Annotated in this window: 17 protein-coding genes and 1 pseudogene; 15 read left to right on the top strand and 3 right to left on the bottom strand. The window is 36.5% G+C overall.

Going from position 1 to position 20,013, the window contains the following annotated elements; translation table 11 throughout:
• Positions 1-529: 529 nt before the first annotated feature.
• Entirely contained in the window at positions 530-859 is a 330-nt protein-coding gene (locus AC1PU0_RS13580; RefSeq protein ID WP_069654398.1) for a nucleotide pyrophosphohydrolase, read from the bottom strand.
• A gap of 164 nt (positions 860-1,023) precedes the next feature.
• Here AC1PU0_RS13580 and AC1PU0_RS13575 point away from each other — a divergent pair, with 164 nt between their 5' ends.
• The 9 genes and pseudogenes from AC1PU0_RS13575 to AC1PU0_RS13535 all read left to right on the top strand — a co-directional run bounded on the left by AC1PU0_RS13575 (position 1,024) and on the right by AC1PU0_RS13535 (position 11,349).
• Positions 1,024-1,230 carry a hypothetical protein gene (locus AC1PU0_RS13575; protein WP_206850645.1) on the top strand — a complete coding sequence of 69 codons (207 nt, stop codon included), beginning with the start codon at positions 1,024-1,026 and terminating at the stop codon, positions 1,228-1,230.
• A gap of 132 nt (positions 1,231-1,362) precedes the next feature.
• Complete coding sequence (gene sapR / locus AC1PU0_RS13570; RefSeq protein ID WP_069654400.1) at positions 1,363-2,037, top strand: two-component system response regulator SapR; 675 nt, start codon at positions 1,363-1,365, stop codon at positions 2,035-2,037.
• 14 nt (positions 2,038-2,051) lie between these two features.
• The gene (gene sapS / locus AC1PU0_RS13565; RefSeq protein WP_069654401.1) at positions 2,052-3,077 is read left to right on the top strand and encodes a two-component system sensor histidine kinase SapS; all 1,026 of its coding nucleotides are present in this window, start codon (positions 2,052-2,054) and stop codon (positions 3,075-3,077) included.
• Between the two features lie 285 nt (positions 3,078-3,362).
• Positions 3,363-3,521: a GRP family sugar transporter gene (locus AC1PU0_RS13560; RefSeq protein WP_340689597.1), complete on the top strand. Its 159-nt coding sequence runs from the start codon at positions 3,363-3,365 to the stop codon at positions 3,519-3,521.
• An 83-nt stretch (positions 3,522-3,604) separates the two neighbouring features.
• A complete protein-coding gene (locus AC1PU0_RS13555; RefSeq protein ID WP_206850630.1) occupies positions 3,605-4,993 on the top strand; it encodes an amino acid permease in 1,389 nt (462 codons plus the stop codon).
• A gap of 132 nt (positions 4,994-5,125) precedes the next feature.
• Positions 5,126-6,490 (top strand): class II fumarate hydratase, encoded by a 1,365-nt coding sequence (fumC, locus tag AC1PU0_RS13550; RefSeq protein WP_206850632.1) that lies wholly within the window; start codon positions 5,126-5,128, stop codon positions 6,488-6,490.
• Between the two features lie 32 nt (positions 6,491-6,522).
• Positions 6,523-7,694 (top strand): annotated as a pseudogene (locus AC1PU0_RS13545) (NAD(P)-dependent malic enzyme).
• Positions 7,695-7,861: 167 nt separating this feature from the next.
• Positions 7,862-9,871, top strand: coding sequence for a methionine--tRNA ligase (gene metG, locus AC1PU0_RS13540; RefSeq protein WP_206835732.1), 2,010 nt, complete (start codon positions 7,862-7,864; stop codon positions 9,869-9,871).
• A gap of 233 nt (positions 9,872-10,104) precedes the next feature.
• Positions 10,105-11,349, top strand: coding sequence for a hypothetical protein (locus tag AC1PU0_RS13535; RefSeq protein ID WP_206850635.1), 1,245 nt, complete (start codon positions 10,105-10,107; stop codon positions 11,347-11,349).
• A 199-nt stretch (positions 11,350-11,548) separates the two neighbouring features.
• Here AC1PU0_RS13535 and AC1PU0_RS13530 read toward each other — a convergent pair whose 3' ends face one another.
• Both AC1PU0_RS13530 and AC1PU0_RS13525 read right to left on the bottom strand, forming a co-directional pair.
• The gene (locus tag AC1PU0_RS13530) at positions 11,549-12,139 is read right to left on the bottom strand and encodes a hypothetical protein (protein WP_111248666.1); all 591 of its coding nucleotides are present in this window, start codon (positions 12,137-12,139) and stop codon (positions 11,549-11,551) included.
• Positions 12,140-12,271: 132 nt separating this feature from the next.
• Positions 12,272-14,446, bottom strand: coding sequence for a HelD family protein (locus tag AC1PU0_RS13525; RefSeq protein WP_206850637.1), 2,175 nt, complete (start codon positions 14,444-14,446; stop codon positions 12,272-12,274).
• Positions 14,447-14,598: 152 nt separating this feature from the next.
• Here AC1PU0_RS13525 and AC1PU0_RS13520 point away from each other — a divergent pair, with 152 nt between their 5' ends.
• The 6 genes from AC1PU0_RS13520 to AC1PU0_RS13495 all read left to right on the top strand — a co-directional run bounded on the left by AC1PU0_RS13520 (position 14,599) and on the right by AC1PU0_RS13495 (position 20,013).
• Positions 14,599-15,369: a TatD family hydrolase gene (locus AC1PU0_RS13520; protein WP_206850640.1), complete on the top strand. Its 771-nt coding sequence runs from the start codon at positions 14,599-14,601 to the stop codon at positions 15,367-15,369.
• Entirely contained in the window at positions 15,366-15,962 is a 597-nt protein-coding gene (rnmV, locus tag AC1PU0_RS13515) for a ribonuclease M5 (protein WP_206850641.1), read from the top strand. The genes AC1PU0_RS13520 and rnmV overlap by 4 nt, the downstream gene beginning before the upstream one ends.
• Entirely contained in the window at positions 15,959-16,840 is an 882-nt protein-coding gene (gene rsmA / locus AC1PU0_RS13510) for a 16S rRNA (adenine(1518)-N(6)/adenine(1519)-N(6))-dimethyltransferase RsmA (protein WP_206850643.1), read from the top strand. The genes rnmV and rsmA overlap by 4 nt, the downstream gene beginning before the upstream one ends.
• Positions 16,841-17,070: 230 nt before the next feature.
• A complete protein-coding gene (locus tag AC1PU0_RS13505) occupies positions 17,071-17,601 on the top strand; it encodes a transposase (protein ID WP_479998306.1) in 531 nt (176 codons plus the stop codon).
• The gene (locus tag AC1PU0_RS13500; RefSeq protein WP_479998485.1) at positions 17,508-18,482 is read left to right on the top strand and encodes an IS3 family transposase; all 975 of its coding nucleotides are present in this window, start codon (positions 17,508-17,510) and stop codon (positions 18,480-18,482) included. The genes AC1PU0_RS13505 and AC1PU0_RS13500 overlap by 94 nt, the downstream gene beginning before the upstream one ends.
• A gap of 334 nt (positions 18,483-18,816) precedes the next feature.
• The gene (locus tag AC1PU0_RS13495; protein ID WP_206835746.1) at positions 18,817-20,013 is read left to right on the top strand and encodes a M20 metallopeptidase family protein; all 1,197 of its coding nucleotides are present in this window, start codon (positions 18,817-18,819) and stop codon (positions 20,011-20,013) included.

Genomic DNA, 20,013 nt, shown 5'->3' with positions numbered 1-20,013 from the left:
GGTTGACTATTAAATATTATGATCTAAAAAGTAAACAAACGGTTCTTTTAGATAGAAACGAATACACAAAAAAATGGCGTCGGACACATATCCAACGCCATTGTAAGCTCGATAAATAAGCATAAACATCTCCATAGCAGAAAAAACTAGCATAAACCTCTAGAAATTTCTGTCAAAATTGAGTAAAATGGAAGATGTCAATGTATAAATATTGGCTTAAGCAACTTGATTGGTCAGGTGTTCACTGACTATTCAGGGCTTCATGATTTAGTTGGTAGCTAAATTGTGAAGTGCTTTTTTTTATCCTATTCGTTTCTATCTAAGTTCCATTTTATAGGAAAACCCTTTTAGGGTCAATAAAGGGTTTGAAAAAAATTACATGAGTAACCAAATTATTGCTTTTTATGGTGTAAAATATCTCTTTCACTAAGTGTATTCTAATAACCTAAGTTCATTTTACGCTAAATAGACAATATAAATGAATTACATTTAACCGATTCAAAATAATGATTGTATAAATTTTAAGGCTCTATCGAGAGTTTGAAGAATCATTGATTGCTTGATTCGGATTAGCAGGATACTTTAACGCATTTTTTTTCATTTTTTCACGGATAATTTGTGGTACATCTAATTCTAAATCAGAAGCCAACATGAGTGAGTAAATAAGCACATCAGCTAATTCTTCTTGGATATTTTCGAAAGTTGCCGCAACAGCTTCTTCGCTAGAACACCATTGGAAGTTCTCTAACAACTCAGATGCTTCTAAGGAAATGGAAATCGCCAAGCTTTTTGGTGTGTTATAAGGGCGCCAATTCCGTTCATCTCGAAATGCATTAATTTCTGTAATTAAATCGTTCATGTGTATTCTCCTAACATCTTTATTTCTCGTTTATTCTACCATAGAAATAATTTTTGATGTTTGACGGTTATAAAGAAACAGTTCTTTTCTTTAAAAAATACTTCGATTGACGTAAAATGAAAGGGAATAGAAAAATACGGCAATCATGGCGAGGATAAAAAATGTTGATTGAACTGATTATAGTACTGACCGTTTTTACCTATGGCAGTAATTTTATTTTATATCTGATTCTTAGAACAAAAGAAAAAATTCAAGGAATCGAAAAACTCTCGATCTTTTTTGGAGTAAATATGACGATTTTACTTTTAGATGGGGTCTTTTTATTTGTTGGTAAAACAATTGCAAATAATAGCGTGGCTGTTTTGGAGTAAGCTTTGAAAGAGTGAAGAGAGAATTTAGCATTGGTTTGTTCTTTTTTAATGAAAACTCGGCTAAAAGTCCTATATGAATGACTCAGAATTTTTGATAAGGTACAATAGAAAGAAACAAGTGGAGGGTAAATGATGGCAAAAATCATGATTATAGAAGATGAAACAACGATTCGCCAGTTGATTAGCGAAGAGTTGCAAAAGTGGCAATTCGATACATTTGGGACGACAGACTTTAATAATGTTTTAGAAGATTTTCAGCGTGAAGATCCTCAATTGGTATTATTGGACATTAATCTTCCCGTTTTTGATGGCTACTATTGGTGTCAAAAAATCCGTGAAATTTCTAAAATTCCAATTATTTTTATTTCTAGTCGAAATACGAACATGGATATGATCATGGCAATGAATATGGGCGCAGATGATTTTGTCACCAAACCATTTCAAATCGATGTGTTGATTGCTAAAATCAATGCACTTTTACGCCGTTCATATAATTATTCTGAAGTAGGCAGTGAAATCATGTCTCATAATGGTATTACATTGAATGTTGATAATGGCAGTATGGAAATCAATGGCGAAGTGATTGATTTAAGTAAGAATGAATATCGACTGTTGTATATTTTGATCAAAAAACACGGGAAAATTTTAACGAGAGAGAAATTGTTGCGCGCCTTGTGGGAAGATGAGCGGTTCGTTGATGATAATACCTTGACTGTTAATATCAATCGTTTGAGGAAAAAAATTGAACAAGCAGGTCTTGAAGGATATATCGAGACAAAAGTGGGACAAGGCTACATCGTACCATAGAATAGGAGAAGAAAATGACAATTGGTAAGTATTTAAAGGATCATTGGCTTCTGTTGATTGGCTGGCTATTTTTTATTGGCGTGACGTGTTTTATTTTGTGGTTATCTCCAGATATGGTCGTGAATCCATCAGTAATTGGTTATTTGGTATTATTACAAGGTTTATTTTTACTCCTGTTTATGACAATCGATTATTCATTAAAAAAACGCTGGTGGTGTTCGTTGGATATTTCAAAACAGCCGCCTTCGTTGGAGCATTATTTAAGTGAAGCCTCAAAGTCAGAAGAAATATTAGTCCAAAACTACATTAATGGCTTGTTAGTGGAACATCAGCAAATCATGCAGCAAGCAATCAATAATCAACAGGACCAAAAAGATTATATCGACTCGTGGGTACATGAAATCAAGGTTCCTTTGGCTGCGGTTAATTTGATTTTACAATCGATCGAGGATGATGTTCCTGAAAAGAAATATTATTTAGTCGAAAATGAGTTAAGCAAAATCGATGAGTATGTGGAACAAGTTCTTTATTATGCTCGATTGGACAGTTTTTCTAGGGATTACTTGATTCAAGAATATTCATTAAAAGAAATCGTTCAATCGGTGATCCGGACACAGGGGAATTATTTTATTCAAAAGAATTTGCGTTTTTCAATAGAAGGAAATGACCAAATGATCCTGACGGATGCAAAGTGGGTTGCCTTTATTTTCAAACAATTAGTCAGCAATGCAATCAAATATACACCTGCTGGTGGGGAAATCGTCGTGACATTGTCGCGTACTAAAGATGGTGCGTGGTTATCATTAAAAGATACTGGAATTGGTATTCCAAAAGAAGATCAGCGCCGTATTTTTGACAAAGGTTTTACTGGAGAAAATGGTCGGACGAGTGAGCAACATTCAACTGGGTTAGGGTTATACTTGGCGAAAAGTTTAGCAGATAAGTTAGGTCATCATTTGATGATGGAATCAGTTGAAGGTGAAGGAACAACGATGAAGTTGTTGTTTCCGTTTTTGAGTTATTTTAATGAGAGAAGATAATAGGCGTGTTGAGAAATAATTGGTTTATTTCTCAACATTATTTTTTTTAATGAGAGAGACCCTATCGATTTTTTTCTGTATTATAGTTGGAGACCGGGACATCACTCTATGAGTTACGACCCAGCCTCAAGGAATCCGAATAAACGGTGAGAGCAGAAGCAACTCCTTCGTTCGTGAATTTCTTCTTATTTTTTGGAGTTAAACACGTCTGTCCTAACTTATTTTTTATAGGAGTATATCATGGAAATAATAGTGTCTTTGATCCCGCTATTTGCTTAGGGCAGTATTGGTCTTATAAGCGGTAAAATGGGGGTCATCCTCTTAACTTTAAGTAGAATCTATTTACTCGGTGAACGCAAGTCTAAAAAAGAAATGAGATCTGTCATAATTGGTTGCTTATTTGTTATTTTAGGTGGTATTCTTTTAGAGGATATGAAAGTGTAAATGTCCTATTTACGCTTATTTTTATGTAAAACTTTTGCACTTATTATGACTAGAAAATGGATTGATTTATTGGAGGAAAAGAAATGTCGATGTTTCGAAAAAAAGAGCTGACAGCCGTTTCAAGTGAGCCGAGTTCAATGAAAAAAGATTTAAAGACAATCGATTTGATCATGCTTGGGATCGGTGCCATTGTTGGAACAGGAATTTTTGTCGTGACAGGAGTTGCTGCTGAACAATATGCTGGACCTGCATTGTCACTTTCGTTTTTGGTAGCAGCAGGAGCAATTGTTTTATCAGGTTTATGTTATGCAGAGTTTGCTTCAAGAATTCCCGCAATTGGCGGTCCTTATGCGTATATGTATGTTGTATTTGGGGAGTTGGTCGCTTGGATGACGGGGTGGCTAGTGATTTGTGAATTCTTTCTAGCAGTTTCTTCAGTCGCTTCGGGTTGGTCTGGTTATGTACATGGCTTTTTGAATAGTCTTGGGATCAATGTGCCTAAAGCCTTAAGTGGCGCATACAATCCGGCGAAGGGTACGTATGTTGACTTGATTGCAATGTTGGTGCTTTTAGCTGTTATGTTCTGGGTTTCTTTAGAAACAAAAACGGCTTTACGTTTAAATAATGTGATGGTTTTTGTTAAGTTTGGTATCATTGCACTTTTTGTAGCTGTCGGTATTTTCTATGTGAAACCCAACAATTGGCAACCGTTTATGCCTTTTGGTTTTTCTGGAGTCGTCAGCGGTGCCGCGGTTGTTTTCTTTGCTTTTTTAGGGTTTGATGCAGTAAGTATGACAGCAGAAGAAGTTAAAAATCCACAAAAAGATATCCCTAGAGGAATTATTGGCTCGATTAGCATAGCCACCGTTTTATATGTGATTGTGACATTGATTTTAACGGGAATTGTCCCATTTGATGCATTAGGTGTGAAAGATCCAGTCGCCTTTGCTATGCGTTTTGTCCAACGTGACGGTGTGGCAGGAGTCATTTCTGTTGGCGCGATTCTAACACTTTTAACGGTGACAATCTCAATGATGTATAGTCTAGCAAGAATTATTTATGCAATCAGTAAAGATGGTTTATTGCCTAAATTTATGAGCAAGATCGATGAAAAAAATCGTACACCCAAAAATGCAACCTATGTAGCGGGCGTGTGTACAATGATTTTTGCGGGAGTCGTTCCGATGGAGCTATTGGCTGAGCTAACGAATATTGTGACGTTAATGTACTTGATCGTGATGGCGATGGGAATTATTCGTTTGAGAAAAGTAGCTGGAGATCCTAAACCAGGAGAATTTAAAATTCCGTTTGTTCCATTTGTTCCAATTTTATTGATCATCGTTAGTATTGGTTTGATGGTACAATTACAAGCAGCAACTTGGAAAGCTTTTGCAATAGCGCTGGTTTTAGGGTTTGTTATCTATTTTGCGTATGGGTATAAGCATAGTAATGAAGGGAAAATCAAAAATTAAACGTAAAATCAGTAATCGAAAGGATTGCTGATTTTTTTCTGTCTTTTTCCTGAATCAAGGATTTAGACTGTAAATCACGATTCGTTTCCAGTATAGTGATAGTAAATAGTGAAAAAGGAGAGGATCATACGCATGACCTATCGTATTGAACGGGATTCAATGGGAGAAATTCAAGTGCCGAAAATGGCACTTTGGGGAGCGCAAACCGAGCGCAGCCGCCAAAATTTTAATATAGGTATAGAAAAAATGCCGATAGCTCTTATTCATGCGCTAGCATTGGTAAAAAAGAATGCGGCTAAGGCAAATGAAGCAAGTGGAAAGTTGGATACGACAATTAGTCAAGCAATCCAACAAGCAGCAGATGCAATCATTAATGGTGAGGTAGATGAGCAATTTCCGCTATCTTTATGGCAGACTGGTAGTGGGACTCAAACAAATATGAATGTTAACGAAGTCATTGCTCATTTAGCGGCTAAAGCGGATGTGATGGTTCATCCTAATGATCATGTCAATATGTCCCAAAGTTCAAATGATGTTTTTCCAACAGCGATTCATGTAGCCGCTGTTCAGTTGATGGAACAGCAGTTATTCCCAGTGATGAAACAACTGATTCAAACATTAAAAAAACTGGAAAGCGAAAATGAAAAAATTGTAAAAATAGGAAGAACTCATTTACAAGATGCAACGCCGGTGACATTTTCTCAAGAAATCAGTGGTTGGCGTTCTGGTTTTGAACACAGTTACCAGATGCTAGATTTGACGTTATTTGAACTGAAACAATTGGCGCTTGGAGGCACAGCAGTGGGAACTGGGCTAAATGCATCAAAAGAATATATCGAACGATTTTTTAAGTCTTTGAATGAAGAGACAAATAATCAATTTATAGAAAATCCTAATAAATTTCATGGATTAGCAAGCAAAGATGCTGTTGTTTTTACATCAGGAGCATTAAAGGCGCTCGCAACTAATGCGATGAAAATGGCTAATGATATTCGCTGGATGGCGAGCGGACCAAGGAGTGGTTTAGGAGAAATCTCAATTCCTGCAAATGAACCGGGTAGTTCGATTATGCCAGGGAAAATCAATCCAACGCAATGTGAAGCCTTGACCATGATAACAATTCAAGTCATGGGAAATGATACAACGATTGGCATTGGTGCTTCACAAGGGAACTTTGAATTAAATGTCTATATGCCGGTAATAGCGTATAATTTGATTCAAAGTATTGAATTGCTAGCTGATGGATTGCGTTCGTTTGAGCAAAATTGCTTGGTGGGCATTAAAGCGAATCAGGAAAACATGACAGCATATGTGGAACAATCGTTGATGCTTGTAACAGCTTTAAATCCTCATATCGGTTATGATAATGGCGCAAAAATCGCTAAAAAAGCTTTTGAAGAAAATACAACGCTAAAACAGGCTGCTTTAACTTCTGGCTTAGTGACAGAAGAAGAATATAATCGTTGGGTCAAACTAGAACAGATGCTAGGAAAATAAATAACGTTCATTTGGAAAGGAATTGGAAAATTATGGTAGATATTTACGAAGAAGCATTAAAAGCACACGCTCAGTGGCGTGGGAAAATCGATATTCAGTCAAAAGTTGAGGTAAAAACGAAAAAGGATTTATCTTTAGCCTATACACCAGGTGTAGCTGAACCTTGTAGACAAATTCATAAAAATCCAAATTCGGTCTATGACTATACTTGGAAGGGCAATACGGTAGCCGTGGTGACGGATGGTACAGCAGTTCTTGGGTTAGGGGATATAGGGCCTAAGGCAGCTTTACCTGTTATGGAAGGCAAAGCATTATTATTCAAAGAATTTGCAGGAATTGATGCAATTCCGATTTGTTTAGATACGAAAGAGCCGAAAGAAATCATCAACATCATCAAAGCAATGGCACCAACCTTTGGCGGGATCAACCTGGAAGATATTTCTGCTCCTCGCTGTGTAGAAATCGAACGTACGTTAATAGAGGAACTAGATATTCCAGTCTTTCATGACGATCAGCATGGCACCGCAATCGTAACGATTGCAGCATTGATTAATGCATTGAAAATTGTAAATAAAAAAGTCGATGAAATCAAAGTTGTTGTATCTGGAACCGGTGCTGCTGGCAGTGCAATCATAAAAATGTTGCATCATTTTGGAGTAAAAAAGATTATTGCGTTCAATATTGATGGCGCATTGTCTAAGACAATGGATAGACCAATGAATTTTTTAGAAAAAGAAATGGTAGAAATCACGAATCATGAAAACTTCAATGGTTCTTTAGAAGAGGCGATGGCAGGAGCAGATGTTTTTATTGGTGTTTCCGCACCTAAATTGGTTTCAAAAGAAATGGTTGCTTCAATGAATAGGGGAGCTATCGTATTTCCAATGGCTAATCCAGAATCAGAAATTGCCTATCAAGACGCAATTGATGCTGGAGCGGCTGTCGTCGGAACGGGCCGTTCAGATCATCCGAATCAAATCAATAATGTTTTAGCTTTTCCTGGTTTGTTTAAAGGAGCCTTTGTAGCAAATGCAACAAAAATCACTGAAAATATGAAGTTAGCAGCACAAAAGCAATTGCCGAAATCATTCCAGACTCAGAGCTTACGAGTGAGTATATTATTCCATCATCTTTCAACAAAGAGTTAGTGGATGTTATTATTCGAGAAGTCGCTGAAGCTGCTATACAAGATGGTGTTATATGAGCTTAAACAAAAAGGCAATTCGAAGTTTCCATCAGTTTTTTTAAGGTGAAGCTGGTGGAACTTTTTTTATATAGAGAAAATAAAAGGATTTCTAGTTCAATAAAGCCAAATGTGGTATACTACTTAGGAGTAAATTCAAGAGAATGCTAGAAGGAGGATGTTTCTACATGTCAGAAAAAGAAACATTTTATATCACCACCCCGATTTATTATCCAAGCGGACAACTACATATTGGCAATTCATATACAACAATTGCCTGCGATGCGATGGCCCGATACAAACGCTTGATGGGCTATGACGTATTTTACTTAACAGGTGTGGATGAGCATGGACAAAAAATTGAAAATAAAGCCTCGGAATTAGGTGTTACACCAAAAGAATACGTCGATAAAATGGCGGCAGATGTTCAAAAGCTATGGAAAACACTTGATATCAGCTACGATAAATTCATCCGTACAACAGATGATTACCATAAAAAAGCGGTTCAACAAATTTTTGATCGTTTATTAGAGCAAGGTGATATCTATCTTGGCGAATACGAAGGTTGGTATTCGGTTTCAGATGAAGAATACTTTACTGAAACACAATTAGCAGAAGTCTATCGTGATGAAGATGGTAAAGTAATCGGTGGGAAAGCACCGAGCGGACATGAGGTAGAATTAGTTAAAGAGGAATCCTATTTCTTCCGTATGAGTAAATATGCGGATCGTTTATTAGCGTATTACAATGAACATCCAGAATTTATTCAACCTGAATCACGTAAAAATGAAATGATCAACAACTTCATCAAACCAGGTTTAGAAGACTTAGCGGTGTCACGTACGACATTTTCATGGGGGATTCCTTTATCCAATGATCCAAAACATGTAGTTTACGTTTGGATCGATGCGTTGTCAAATTATATCACCGCATTAGGTTATGGCTCCGATGATGACAGCTTATTTAAAAAATATTGGCCAGCAGATGTCCATATGGTCGGAAAAGAAATTGTCCGTTTCCATACGATTTATTGGCCTATTATGTTGATGGCCTTAGATTTACCATTACCTAAGAAAATTTTCGGTCACGGCTGGTTATTGATGAAGGACGGTAAAATGTCTAAATCTAAAGGCAATGTCGTGTATCCAGAAATCTTAGTGGATCGTTACGGCCTAGATGCATTACGTTATTATTTATTGCGCGCGATTCCTTTTGGTAGTGATGGTGTCTTTACACCAGAAGATTTCGTTTCACGTTTGAATTATGATTTGGCGAATGATTTAGGAAATTTATTAAACCGTACGATTGCTATGATCAATAAATATTGTGGTGGGCATGTCCCAGCGTATGCCTCAAAAGTTACGCCATTTGACAGTGAGTTATCTACAACTGCGGCGAATGTGATTGGTAAATATCATGAAGCCATGGAAAAAATGGAATTTAATACAGCAATTGCTGAAGTTTGGACATTAGTTTCGCGTGCCAATAAATACATTGATGAAACACAACCTTGGGTTTTAGCGAAAGATGAAGAGAAGAAAAATGAATTGGATAGCGTGATGGTTCATTTAGCTGAAAGCTTGCGCATCGTGGCTATTCTTTTACAGCCCGTCATGACGGAAACCCCAGCAAAAATCTTTGAACAATTAGGATTAGATCCTGAAACAATGAATATGGAAGCAATTCATTTTGGTGAATTTCCAACAGAAATCAAAGTGATCGCAAAAGGAACCCCGATTTTCCCGCGCTTGGAAATTGATACGGAAGTTCTTTACATTCAAAAGAAAATGACTCAAAATACTCAAACAACGACAGAAGAAATCAAATGGGATCCAGAAGAAACCGAACTTGTTTCAACAAAAGAAAAGGAAATCAAGTATGAAGATTTTGATAAAGTTGAGTTAAAAGTAGCTGAAGTCATTGATTGTAAAAAAGTCAAAGGCGCAGACAAATTATTGCAGTTCCGTTTAGATGCAGGAGATGGACAAGATCGTCAAATCCTCTCTGGTGTTGCAGAATTTTATCCAGATCCAAGTGCTTTGATTGGAAAAAAAGTCGTAATCGTAGCGAACTTAAAACCAAGAAAAATGCGAGGACAGATTAGTCAAGGTATGATTCTTTCCGCTGAATCGCCAGAAGGCAAACTGCAAATCGTTGATGCACCAAAAGAAATGCCAAATGGAGCAGTAATTGCGTAAAAAAGTTTAAATATAAACGGTCCACAGGCGGTATCCTTAGTCATAGGGATTACCAAAACTGTGGTCGTTTTTTTTCTGAAAAAAGAAATAAATGCACATAACTTTAAAAAATAATGAATCGATTATGTGAACAATTTGAAGAATATGATAATAAATTATATCAAAAAGATATCATTTATTGTATCATTATTTTGTACCAAAAAAATTGAGTAAGAAAATAAGGAGAATGTTTGATGAAAATGAAGAAGTACATGTTGGGGATCATTACAGGAGTCGTAATCTTTTTATTAGCAGCTTGTGGATCAGATCCAAGAAAAGAGTTTACCAAAGAGCTGTTTAATACCAAGAGCGATGCATACAACGCCGCGAGTTTTAAGATGAAAATGAAAGATTTGACATACGATGGTGATGATGGCGGAGCCTACGTAAAAATGATCGCCAGTCAGTTAAAAGATATGAGTATTGATGGAAAGTATGCGATCGATGATAAAAAAGATACGATGGAAATGGAAATCACAGCGAATCTATTTGGCGAAAAAATACCATTCCAATTTGTTGGGAACAAAGATAAATACTACATGTCTACTAGTTTTGTCTCGGGTATGCTAGATTTGGCAAATTCATTTAACTATCCAGTTGAGCTTAGCAAAAGTGAGTTGAACAAACTAAAGGGGAAATATATTGATATTGCTGAGGCTGGTGAGACGCTTACTTCAGGTGAACTGGATAAAAAAACAGACTCGCTTAAGAATAAGACCTTCACCAATGCAGAAAATTCTAAAATGGGTCGAGAAATGAAAAAACTGATCGAAAGCTTCGACAAAAAATCATTTAAAAAAGACAAAGATAGCGTGACACATACGTTTACAAAAAAAGAAATCATCCAAATGTTAGAAAAAATCGATGAAGTTGCAAAAGAAGATAAAGAGTACCAAAAATCAAGTGATGCAAAAGATGTGAAAGAGGCTATCAAGTCATTAAAAAATGATTTAGATAAATTGGACATTAAAGTCAGCATCAATCATAAGACTAAAGCGTTTGATATGGAAATGTCTATGGCAGCTGCTGATAAGGATGATGCTAAAATGAGTATTGTTATGACCGTTTCTGTTACTCCTCAAAAAAATGACCAAAACATCAAGATGCCAACTAAGAAGGAAGTCATCAGTCAAGATGAATTAAAGGATATTTTATCGACTATCACTGGTGTTGGCTCAGATGAATCTGACATGGATTCTGACTTAGATCTAGAGGATGATTCGATCAATTATGATGATTTGAAAGATAATCCGGAGATTCAAAAATTGATGGACGAAGAATTAAATGAAATGCTCAAACAAATTGAAGCCAATCCAGGCATTATAACAGAAGAAAATGCCAATGAATTGCGTGAAGGTGTGAAAGATATTTTCAACGAAGAGCAAATGAAAAAATTAAATGATGTGTTAGAGCAAGCTTTGAATGCTGGAACCGTTTAAAATAAAATTAGTAAATAACCATGGTGAAATTGCCCAAGGAAATTAGATTAAGTTACCATACAAAGGAGGCTGGGACAGAAGCGTTTAATCCCGAGAAATAAGAAGGGATTGCTTCTGCTCCCACCGATTATTCGCATTTAGGGTGTGATACAAAAGTGATTTTTACTTTTGTGTCACACCCTTTTTTGATGATAGACTACTAAAATCTTAATTTTTTATTTGATTTAATTCTGCGGAAACGAGTCGGTAAAAGCATGATCAATAGCGCATAAGGCACGCTGATGATCGACCAAGTCAAGGTTCGGCTCAAACTGTTGTTTTTGTACAACCAATTAAGTAAAAAATGTAGTCCTAATAGACTAAATGCAACAAACATCAAAACCAAATACTTCGGTTCATCTTTACTGATGGCTCGGAAGATTCCACCGATTAGAGGGACTAAATAAAAATAAGCACTCGTTAATGATATCCGCCAACTTTTTGCGATAGTTCCAAGATTTATCAAAAAAAATACAAGAGAAAGCACGAGGCCTAATGGTGGGAAAAACGCGATTAAAACTGAATAAATAGCGCCCCATAAAAGCATCAATGGTCCCTTCACAACAGCTGCGATAGCTATAAAAATTGCTATCAAAAGAAATTGTTGTGTCATCGTCCCATAAGCTAAGAGACCAAAGAGAATCAGTAATAACCAATGCCAAATGGTATTGACCTGAGGTTTCCGTTGAATTGATACGTTCTCTTGAATCGTTGATTTTAAAAAGTCAGATTCTTCAAAGAAATTTTTCAAAACACACACACTCCTATCAAATTGAAAATCAGACTGGAGATAAGTTTACTGCTGAATAGGTAAAAAAACATCGGGCTAAAGTCGGTATTTTAGCTCGATATTTTTAAGAATTCATTAAATAGCATGGATTGATTACTTAAACGAAAATAACTCAGAAATCTCCCCAATGTAAGGTAGAAAGATCTGCTTCATTCCCCGAGAAATCGCTGTATAAAGAGTTTTCTTCTCTCTGTCCGTTGTCCCATAATGAGCTGCTGAAGGATTATGAATGATCACATTATCAAATTCAAGCCCTTTCGCCATATCAATGGAAAGAACTTGTGTCTCAATAGCATTATTTTTTTGTAGAAGTTGTTGTTTCAATAAGGCTGCTTCAGCCGCTGTTTTGGTAATTACCACAGTATCTTCCACCGTTGCCAATGAATCCAAAATAGAACTAAGTGTATCTAGATAACTCGCTTCATCTTCACACGAAATAAATGTCGGTTTTTCGCCATCTTTTCGGATAGAAACAATCTTGAGTTTCTCATGATTTGTCACTAACGTTTGGAAGAGCTGTGTGATTTCTTTACTTGAACGATAGCTATTCAATAATTGATACGAGGTAACAGAACGATTGGAAGCAGATAATAACTCTTTCAAATCAATAAAACTGATTGAGGTATTAAAAATCGCCTGATTTTCATCTCCAGCTAAAGTAAAGTTCGCTTGTGGGAACAATTTAAGCAATAAAAGTACTTGTGCTTCAGTATAATCCTGTACTTCATCTACCAAAATAAACGCCATTTGTCGATTGGATAAATCTTCAATAAACTTATCTTTGAGCAGTAATAAAATCACCACTTCATCTGCAGTATAAGCTTTTGTCACTCGTTTGTAGGAATCGTGTTGATACGTTTGGTACAGTGCTTCAAAAAGTAACCAGTGATCAAACCACGCAAAATCAGCAATCGAATCCACTACTTTGCGGTATTTTTGTTGCAATCGTTGAAGAGCAAACTCCGCTAATTGTTCCTCATCTTCTTCGGTAAAAGTTGTGTCGAAATAGCGTAATTGTTCCGCTTCAGTCAAGTCTTGCATCTGATCGATCATTTGTTTAGATTTTGATTGCTTAATCAAATAACGATGCCACAAACTTGACAGTTTTTCTTTTGTTGCTGAAAGTCGATCTCTGATTGATAAATTTGTTGGGGTTTCTTGATAAAGACTAAAAATCAGTTCGGCAGAAAATATAGGTTTGCGTTTGAATACAATCGGCTGAAACAACGATTGTTGAATAAGAGATGCATCTTGGAAATCTTGAATGAATGACACAAATTTTTGTGACTGAAGGACTCTTTGTTGAGCATTGACCTCTTCATCTGTTATTCGTTTAAAGTAGTCTGATTCACTTTCAACCGGTGCTTTTTCACGAAAAGTAAATTTAAGAAATTGCAACAACGTCAAATTCAATGGATTACGCTCACCTAAATTCGGCAATACCTGAGAAATATAATCGATAAATGTTGAATTAGGAGAGAGCAGTAAAATATCGTCGGCAGTAATTTTGGTCCGATGATTATAAAGTAAATAAGCAATTCGTTGCATGATTGCAGAGGTTTTCCCACTGCCGGCAATGCCATTGACCAAAAGCAAGGGATGGCTTTCATCACGGATGATCTCATTTTGTTCTTGTTGAATCGTAGTCGTAATATCCTTCATATATTGAGAAGAATCCGCTTCAAGTGTATGAAGTAAAATATCATCCTGAATCGCAAGGCTGGTATCAAAAAAGTTGATCAAACGATCTTCCTCAAGAATCAATTGTCTTTTCAAATTTAAAATAACAGGAATTTCATTGTTGCTGACATGATAATTGCTGTCGCCTAAAACATTATTGTAAAAAAGAGAAGCAATCGGTGAACGCCAGTCGTAAATTCGTGATTCTCCATCCAAATTGGTAAAATCATTCATGCCGATATAAAAAACGTCACGATCCGCACCATCATCTAAAAAAGTCACATCGATTTTTCCAAAATAAGGGACTTGAAGTAGGCGTCCGACTTTTTCTAATTGTTTAGCCGCAGTTGCCTGCTGCAAATTCAATTGATCGATTTCTCTATTTTTCATTTCCATTACGGCAAATGTCTCTAAGTTATCAGAATAACTGTCGAAATTTAGTTTAGTATCACCGCTAAATTGGTCTAATACTGATTGTCCTGTCATATTAACATCATCAATAGCGGTTTGATAGACCTCTTTTGCTTGGGTCAATTCCTCGTAAACTTGGTGCAGATGCTGGGTTTCTTGTGTACGCTCGTTTGACATATTGGTTCCTCCTGACATAAATTGCCGTGACCGAATAGTATAAGCTATTTTATTGAATAAAGCAATTATATAAAGCTAATAATTTATCGGTGCTGTCCATTCAGATTTTAGTTAAAATGTGATAAAGTATAGAAGATAGAGGAGGGGTTTACGTGATTTTTGATTCTCATACCCATTTAAATGCAGAACAATTTAATGAAGATATTCCAGAAACCATTCAACATGCGAAAGAATTAGGTGTAACGGAGATGGCGGTGGTTGGTTTTGATACACCAACAATCGAAAAATCTTTAGAACTTAGTCAACAATATAAAGAAATCCAAAGTATTATTGGTTGGCATCCAACCGAAGCTGGCAGCTATACGCCAGAAATCGAAAAAAAACTGCAGCAATTGTTAACAACACCAAAAGTAGTAGCCCTTGGCGAAATCGGCTTAGATTATTATTGGATGGAAGATCCAAAAGAAGTACAAGATCGTGTGTTTCGTCGTCAAATCGCGATCGCTAAAGAGATGAATCTACCAATCAGTATCCATACAAGAGATGCGATGGAAGATACGTATAAGATTTTAAAAGAAGAAGATATTCGAGATATTGGTGGAATCATGCACAGTTTTAGTGGAGATCCTGAATGGATGGCAAAATTTTTAGAGATGGGGATGTATATATCTTTAAGTGGTGTTGTAACGTTCAAGAAAGCATTAGAAGTGCAAGAGGTCGCTAAAGCAGTTCCGTTAGATCGTTTATTAGTTGAAACAGATGCACCGTATTTAGCACCTGTACCCTATCGAGGCAAACGCAATGAACCAGGCTATACTCGTTATGTAGTGGAAAAAATCGCAGAACTGCGAGAAGTTTCCTTTGATGAAATAGCCAGACAAACAACAAATAATGCTCATCGTTTATTCAGGTTAGCCGAATGACGGACAAGTTAAGAATTGAAGAAATTATTGTCGTTGAAGGGAAAGACGATACGAGACGAATCCAAGAAGTTGTGGATGCAGATACGATCGAAACGATCGGTTCAGCAATCAATGAGGATATTTTAGAACAAATTGAACATGCACAAGAAACACGCGGTGTGATCATTTTCACTGATCCAGATTTTTCAGGTGAAAAAATTCGTAAAACAATCATGGAAGTTGTGCCTGATGCCAAGCATGCGTTTCTCTCTCGCCAGCTTGCTGCACCTAAAAAAAGAGGGAATAGTTTAGGGGTGGAACATGCTGATGATGAAGCAATTTTAGAAGCATTGGAAAAAATTGTGACACCTGTCAATGAAGCAGATGATTATCAAGAGATCCCTAGACAAACGCTGATCGAATATGGTTTAATAGCTGGGGCTCATGCGAAAGAACGTCGAGAAAAATTAGGAGACGAATTGCGCATTGGCTATACAAACAGTAAACAATTAACGAAACGCTTAAAAATGTTCCGTATCACAGAAAAAGAATTAATAGGCGTGATGAATAAAATAAACGTATTACCTAGTGAAAAATCGGAGGAATCAATTTGACAGAATATAAAGAAATAGCCACACCTTCAAGAACCAAAGAAATATTGAAGAAACATGGCTTTTCATTCAAAAAAAGTTTAGGTCAAAATTTTTTAACAGAACCGAATATCTTACGTAAAATCGTCGAGACTGCAGGAATCGATACACAAACCAATGTGGTAGAAGTAGGTCCTGGAATCGGGGCCTTAACAGAACAGCTAGCCAAAAATGCTGCACACGTTTTAGCATTTGAAATCGATGATCGCTTGATTCCTGTTTTAGAAGACACGATGAGTCCTTATCAAAATGTCACAGTTGTCCACAATGATGTCCTGAAAGCAGATTTAGTAGGAACAACGAAAGAAGTTTTTGAACAAGAACTTCCTATCAAAGTCGTTGCTAATTTACCATACTATATTACGACACCAATCATGATGCACTTTTTAGAATCTGATTTAGCTGTACAAGAAATGATCGTCATGATGCAAAAAGAAGTCGCAGATCGCATCTCTGCTAAACCAGAAACAAAAGCATATGGCTCGTTATCGATTGCTGTTCAGTACTTTATGGAAGCAAGTATCGCATTTATTGTACCGAAAACTGTATTTATTCCGCAACCAAATGTTGATTCTGCCATCATCAAATTAATCAAACGAGATAAACCAGCTGTCGAAGTAACCAATGAAAAAGAATTTTTTAAATTGACAAAAGCATCATTCCAATTGCGCCGTAAAACATTATGGAACAACCTGATTCATTTTTACGGAAAAGATGATGAAACAAAAGCGTGGTTGACTAAGAGTTTAACAGAAGCAGAAATCGATTCTTCACGTCGCGGAGAGACCTTGTCATTAGTTGAGTTTGGCCGTTTAAGTAATACGTTGGAAAAAAATCGTTAAAAGAATAGTGTAAAAAGTGGGGTGAGAACAGTCAATGGGTTTTCTTACCTCACTTTTTTGTTTAACTCAGTAAGAATCATTAAAAAGAACATTATTTTTTTCGACTGGGATGGGTGTGGGAAAAAAGTAAACATCACACCCTAAATGCGACTAAACGGTGGGATTAAATGCTTCTGATGTGACCCCCAAAAGTTGTACGTGAAAAATACAATTTTTGGAGGTTATTTTTTATGAGTTATTATGAGGTAGAATTCAAATTAAAGCTAGTGAAAGAGTACCTAGAAGGCCCTCTGGGAGGACGAGCCTTGGCTAAAAAATACGGACTCCCATCAAATGCCTTAATTTACAATTGGAAACACTCCTATCAATTATTTGGGAAAGAAGGGCTCAAAAGACACCGTTCACTGACAAAATATACTAGTGAATTTAAGCGAGATGTATTACACTTTATAGAAACGACAGGTGCTTCTTTCGGTGAAGCAGCAAGACAATTCAAGCTGCCTAATGGGTCGATGATTTCTCGTTGGCAAAAGAAATACATCGCTGGTGGTCAAACGGCTCTGTCTAATCAAAAAGGGAGACCCAAAAAAAGGATGAATAAACCAACAAAAAAACAGCAAGAAACAAGCAAACTATCTCGTGAAAAGGAATTAGAGCGTGAGAATGAATGTTTGCGAATCGAGGTCGAGTATTTAAAAAAGCTACGGACTTTCCAACAAACTATTATGGCGAAGCGAAAAGACGAGTTCAAACCAGAATAGCCATAGAACTTATTGGAAAGTATCGTCAAGATCACGTATTACAAGCGATTAAGCTACCGCGTTCTACCTTCAATTACTGGAAAAAACAGATAATGAGCGAAGAAAAAATGACTCACCTAGAGAAATTGATTCAAACAATTTTTGAAGAGAATGATCGCAATTATGGCTATCGTCGAATCAAACTGGCTTTAGTGAATATGGGCTATCAAATCAATCATAAGAAAATCCGACGAATTATGAAGAAATATAACATAGTATGTATAAGCTTTACTCGTCGTTCAAGAAGGTATCGATCTTACAAAGGTTTAGTGGGAACCTTGGCAAAGAACAAGGTGAATCGTCGCTTTTTTAGCACGATGCCAAAACAAAAAATCTTTACAGATATTTCAGAATTCCACTATACTGAACGAAATTCCGAAGGAATTAAACTAAAAAGAAAAGCCTATCTCAGTCCTTTTCTTGATGGTTTTAATGGAGAAATCATTGCCTATCAATTTCAGCAAAAACCAACGTTGGATTGTGTATTGATTCCTTTAAAAACAGCCATTAAAGAAAGTAAAAAGACCAACTTTCGAACAACAATCCATTCCGATCAAGGGTGGCATTACCAAAATCAACAGTATGTTAGACAATTGAAGCAAGCAAAGTTATACCAGAGTATGTCACGAAAAGGAAATTGTTTGGACAATGCATTGATGGAAAATTTCTTTGGTCTAATGAAACAAGAAATGTATTATGGTCGTAGTTTTTCTAGCTTTGAGGAATTAAACCGAGCAGTTACAAATTATATTGATTATTACAATCATCATCGGATAAAAGCAAAATTGACTGGTATGAGTCCGGTTCAATACCGAATTCATACCAGTCGAATGACAAGTTAATCTACGTACAACTTTTAGGGCGCACATCATTCTGTCCACAGCTCCTGTGCTTTACAGATTCAAAAAAGTGAAGGATCATGACGATTCTCTGCCTGCTTAAATTCAACGTGTAGACGAAGTAATACCAGCAAGACCTCCGATTGTTCGATACGATATTGAAAATAGTGATAAAAAATAGTTCAATCCTAAAAAAAATAATAGAAATAGGTAAAAAAGTCTGAAATATTTGGTACTATAAGAGGAGAAGTTTCTTATCTGTTCAATTTGATTGTAGCAGTGGATTATACACAGGGATTAAGAACCACTTAATTTTAAAAGAAAAGGAGAAAAAATAATGCTAACAGAAAAACAAAAACGTTTCGCCGATAGCTTAGAAGAAGAGCTGATTCACATTAGACGACATCTTCATCAAAATCCAGAAATTGGCATGGAATTGCCGAACACTGTCGCTTTTGTAAAAGAGAAATTAACAGAATATGGCTATGAACCAGAAGCTTGCGGAGAGTCAGGTGTCACGGTAGTTGCAGGCAAAAAGAGTGGGAAAACATTCTTATTACGTGGTGATATGGATGCATTACCTATCCAAGAATTGACTGATTTGCCTTTTAAATCGGAAAATGGCTATATGCATGCATGCGGTCATGATATGCATACAACAATGCTCCTTGGAGCCGCTAAGTTATTAAAAGAATTTGAAGATGAGCTAGAAGGTCAAGTGAAATTACTATTTCAACCAGGGGAAGAAATTCTTTCAGGCTCAAAAGAGTGTATCAAAAATCATGTACTGGAAAATCCTAAAGTAGACGCTGGAATGATGATTCATGTTTTCCCGTTTAAAGGATTTAAGGCAGGACAAATCATGCCAACACCAGCAGGGACATTTATGGCTAGTGCGGATTGGTTTGAAATCAACATTAAAGGTCGAGGCGGACATGGGTCACAACCAGAGACTGCGATCGATCCAATCAACGTAGCCGTTCATATTTACACAGCCTTACAAGAACTTTCAGCAAGAGAAATTGGGTCAGAAGAACGCTTTGTTCTGACAATTGGTGAATTTACTGGAGGTACGCCGGGTGCGTCAAATATTATTCCAGAAACAACGGTAATGAAAGGAACTCTTAGAACCTTAAAAGAAGAGGTTCGTGAGCAGGTCAAAGAACGAATGACCGTTATGGCTGAGAATATTGCTAAGGCGTTTCGTGCTGAAGCAGAAGTTGTTTTCACTAATGGCTGTACGCCGAATGTGAATGATCCAGATTTAACGATCTTTGCCAAAGAAACGCTGATTGAAACTTTTGGGACGGATCGGATCGTAGCTATTCCGACATCAACACCGCTTATGGGCAGTGAGGATTTTGGTGAAATCAGTCAATTGATTCCAACAACGACTGTTTTATTAGTCGCATCTGAAGAAAATATCAATCTTCATAATCCAGCGATTGTTTTTGATGAATCTGTTTTAGTTGAAGGGGCGAAAGTCTACACAGATACAGCAATGTCTTGGCTAAAAAAAGGACAAAATTCATAA

It is taken from the genome of Enterococcus sp. XAF26B05_ASV22 (assembly GCF_056727285.1).
Note: the sequence above shows the minus strand (reverse complement) of the source record. Positions and strands in the feature narration are given on the sequence as shown.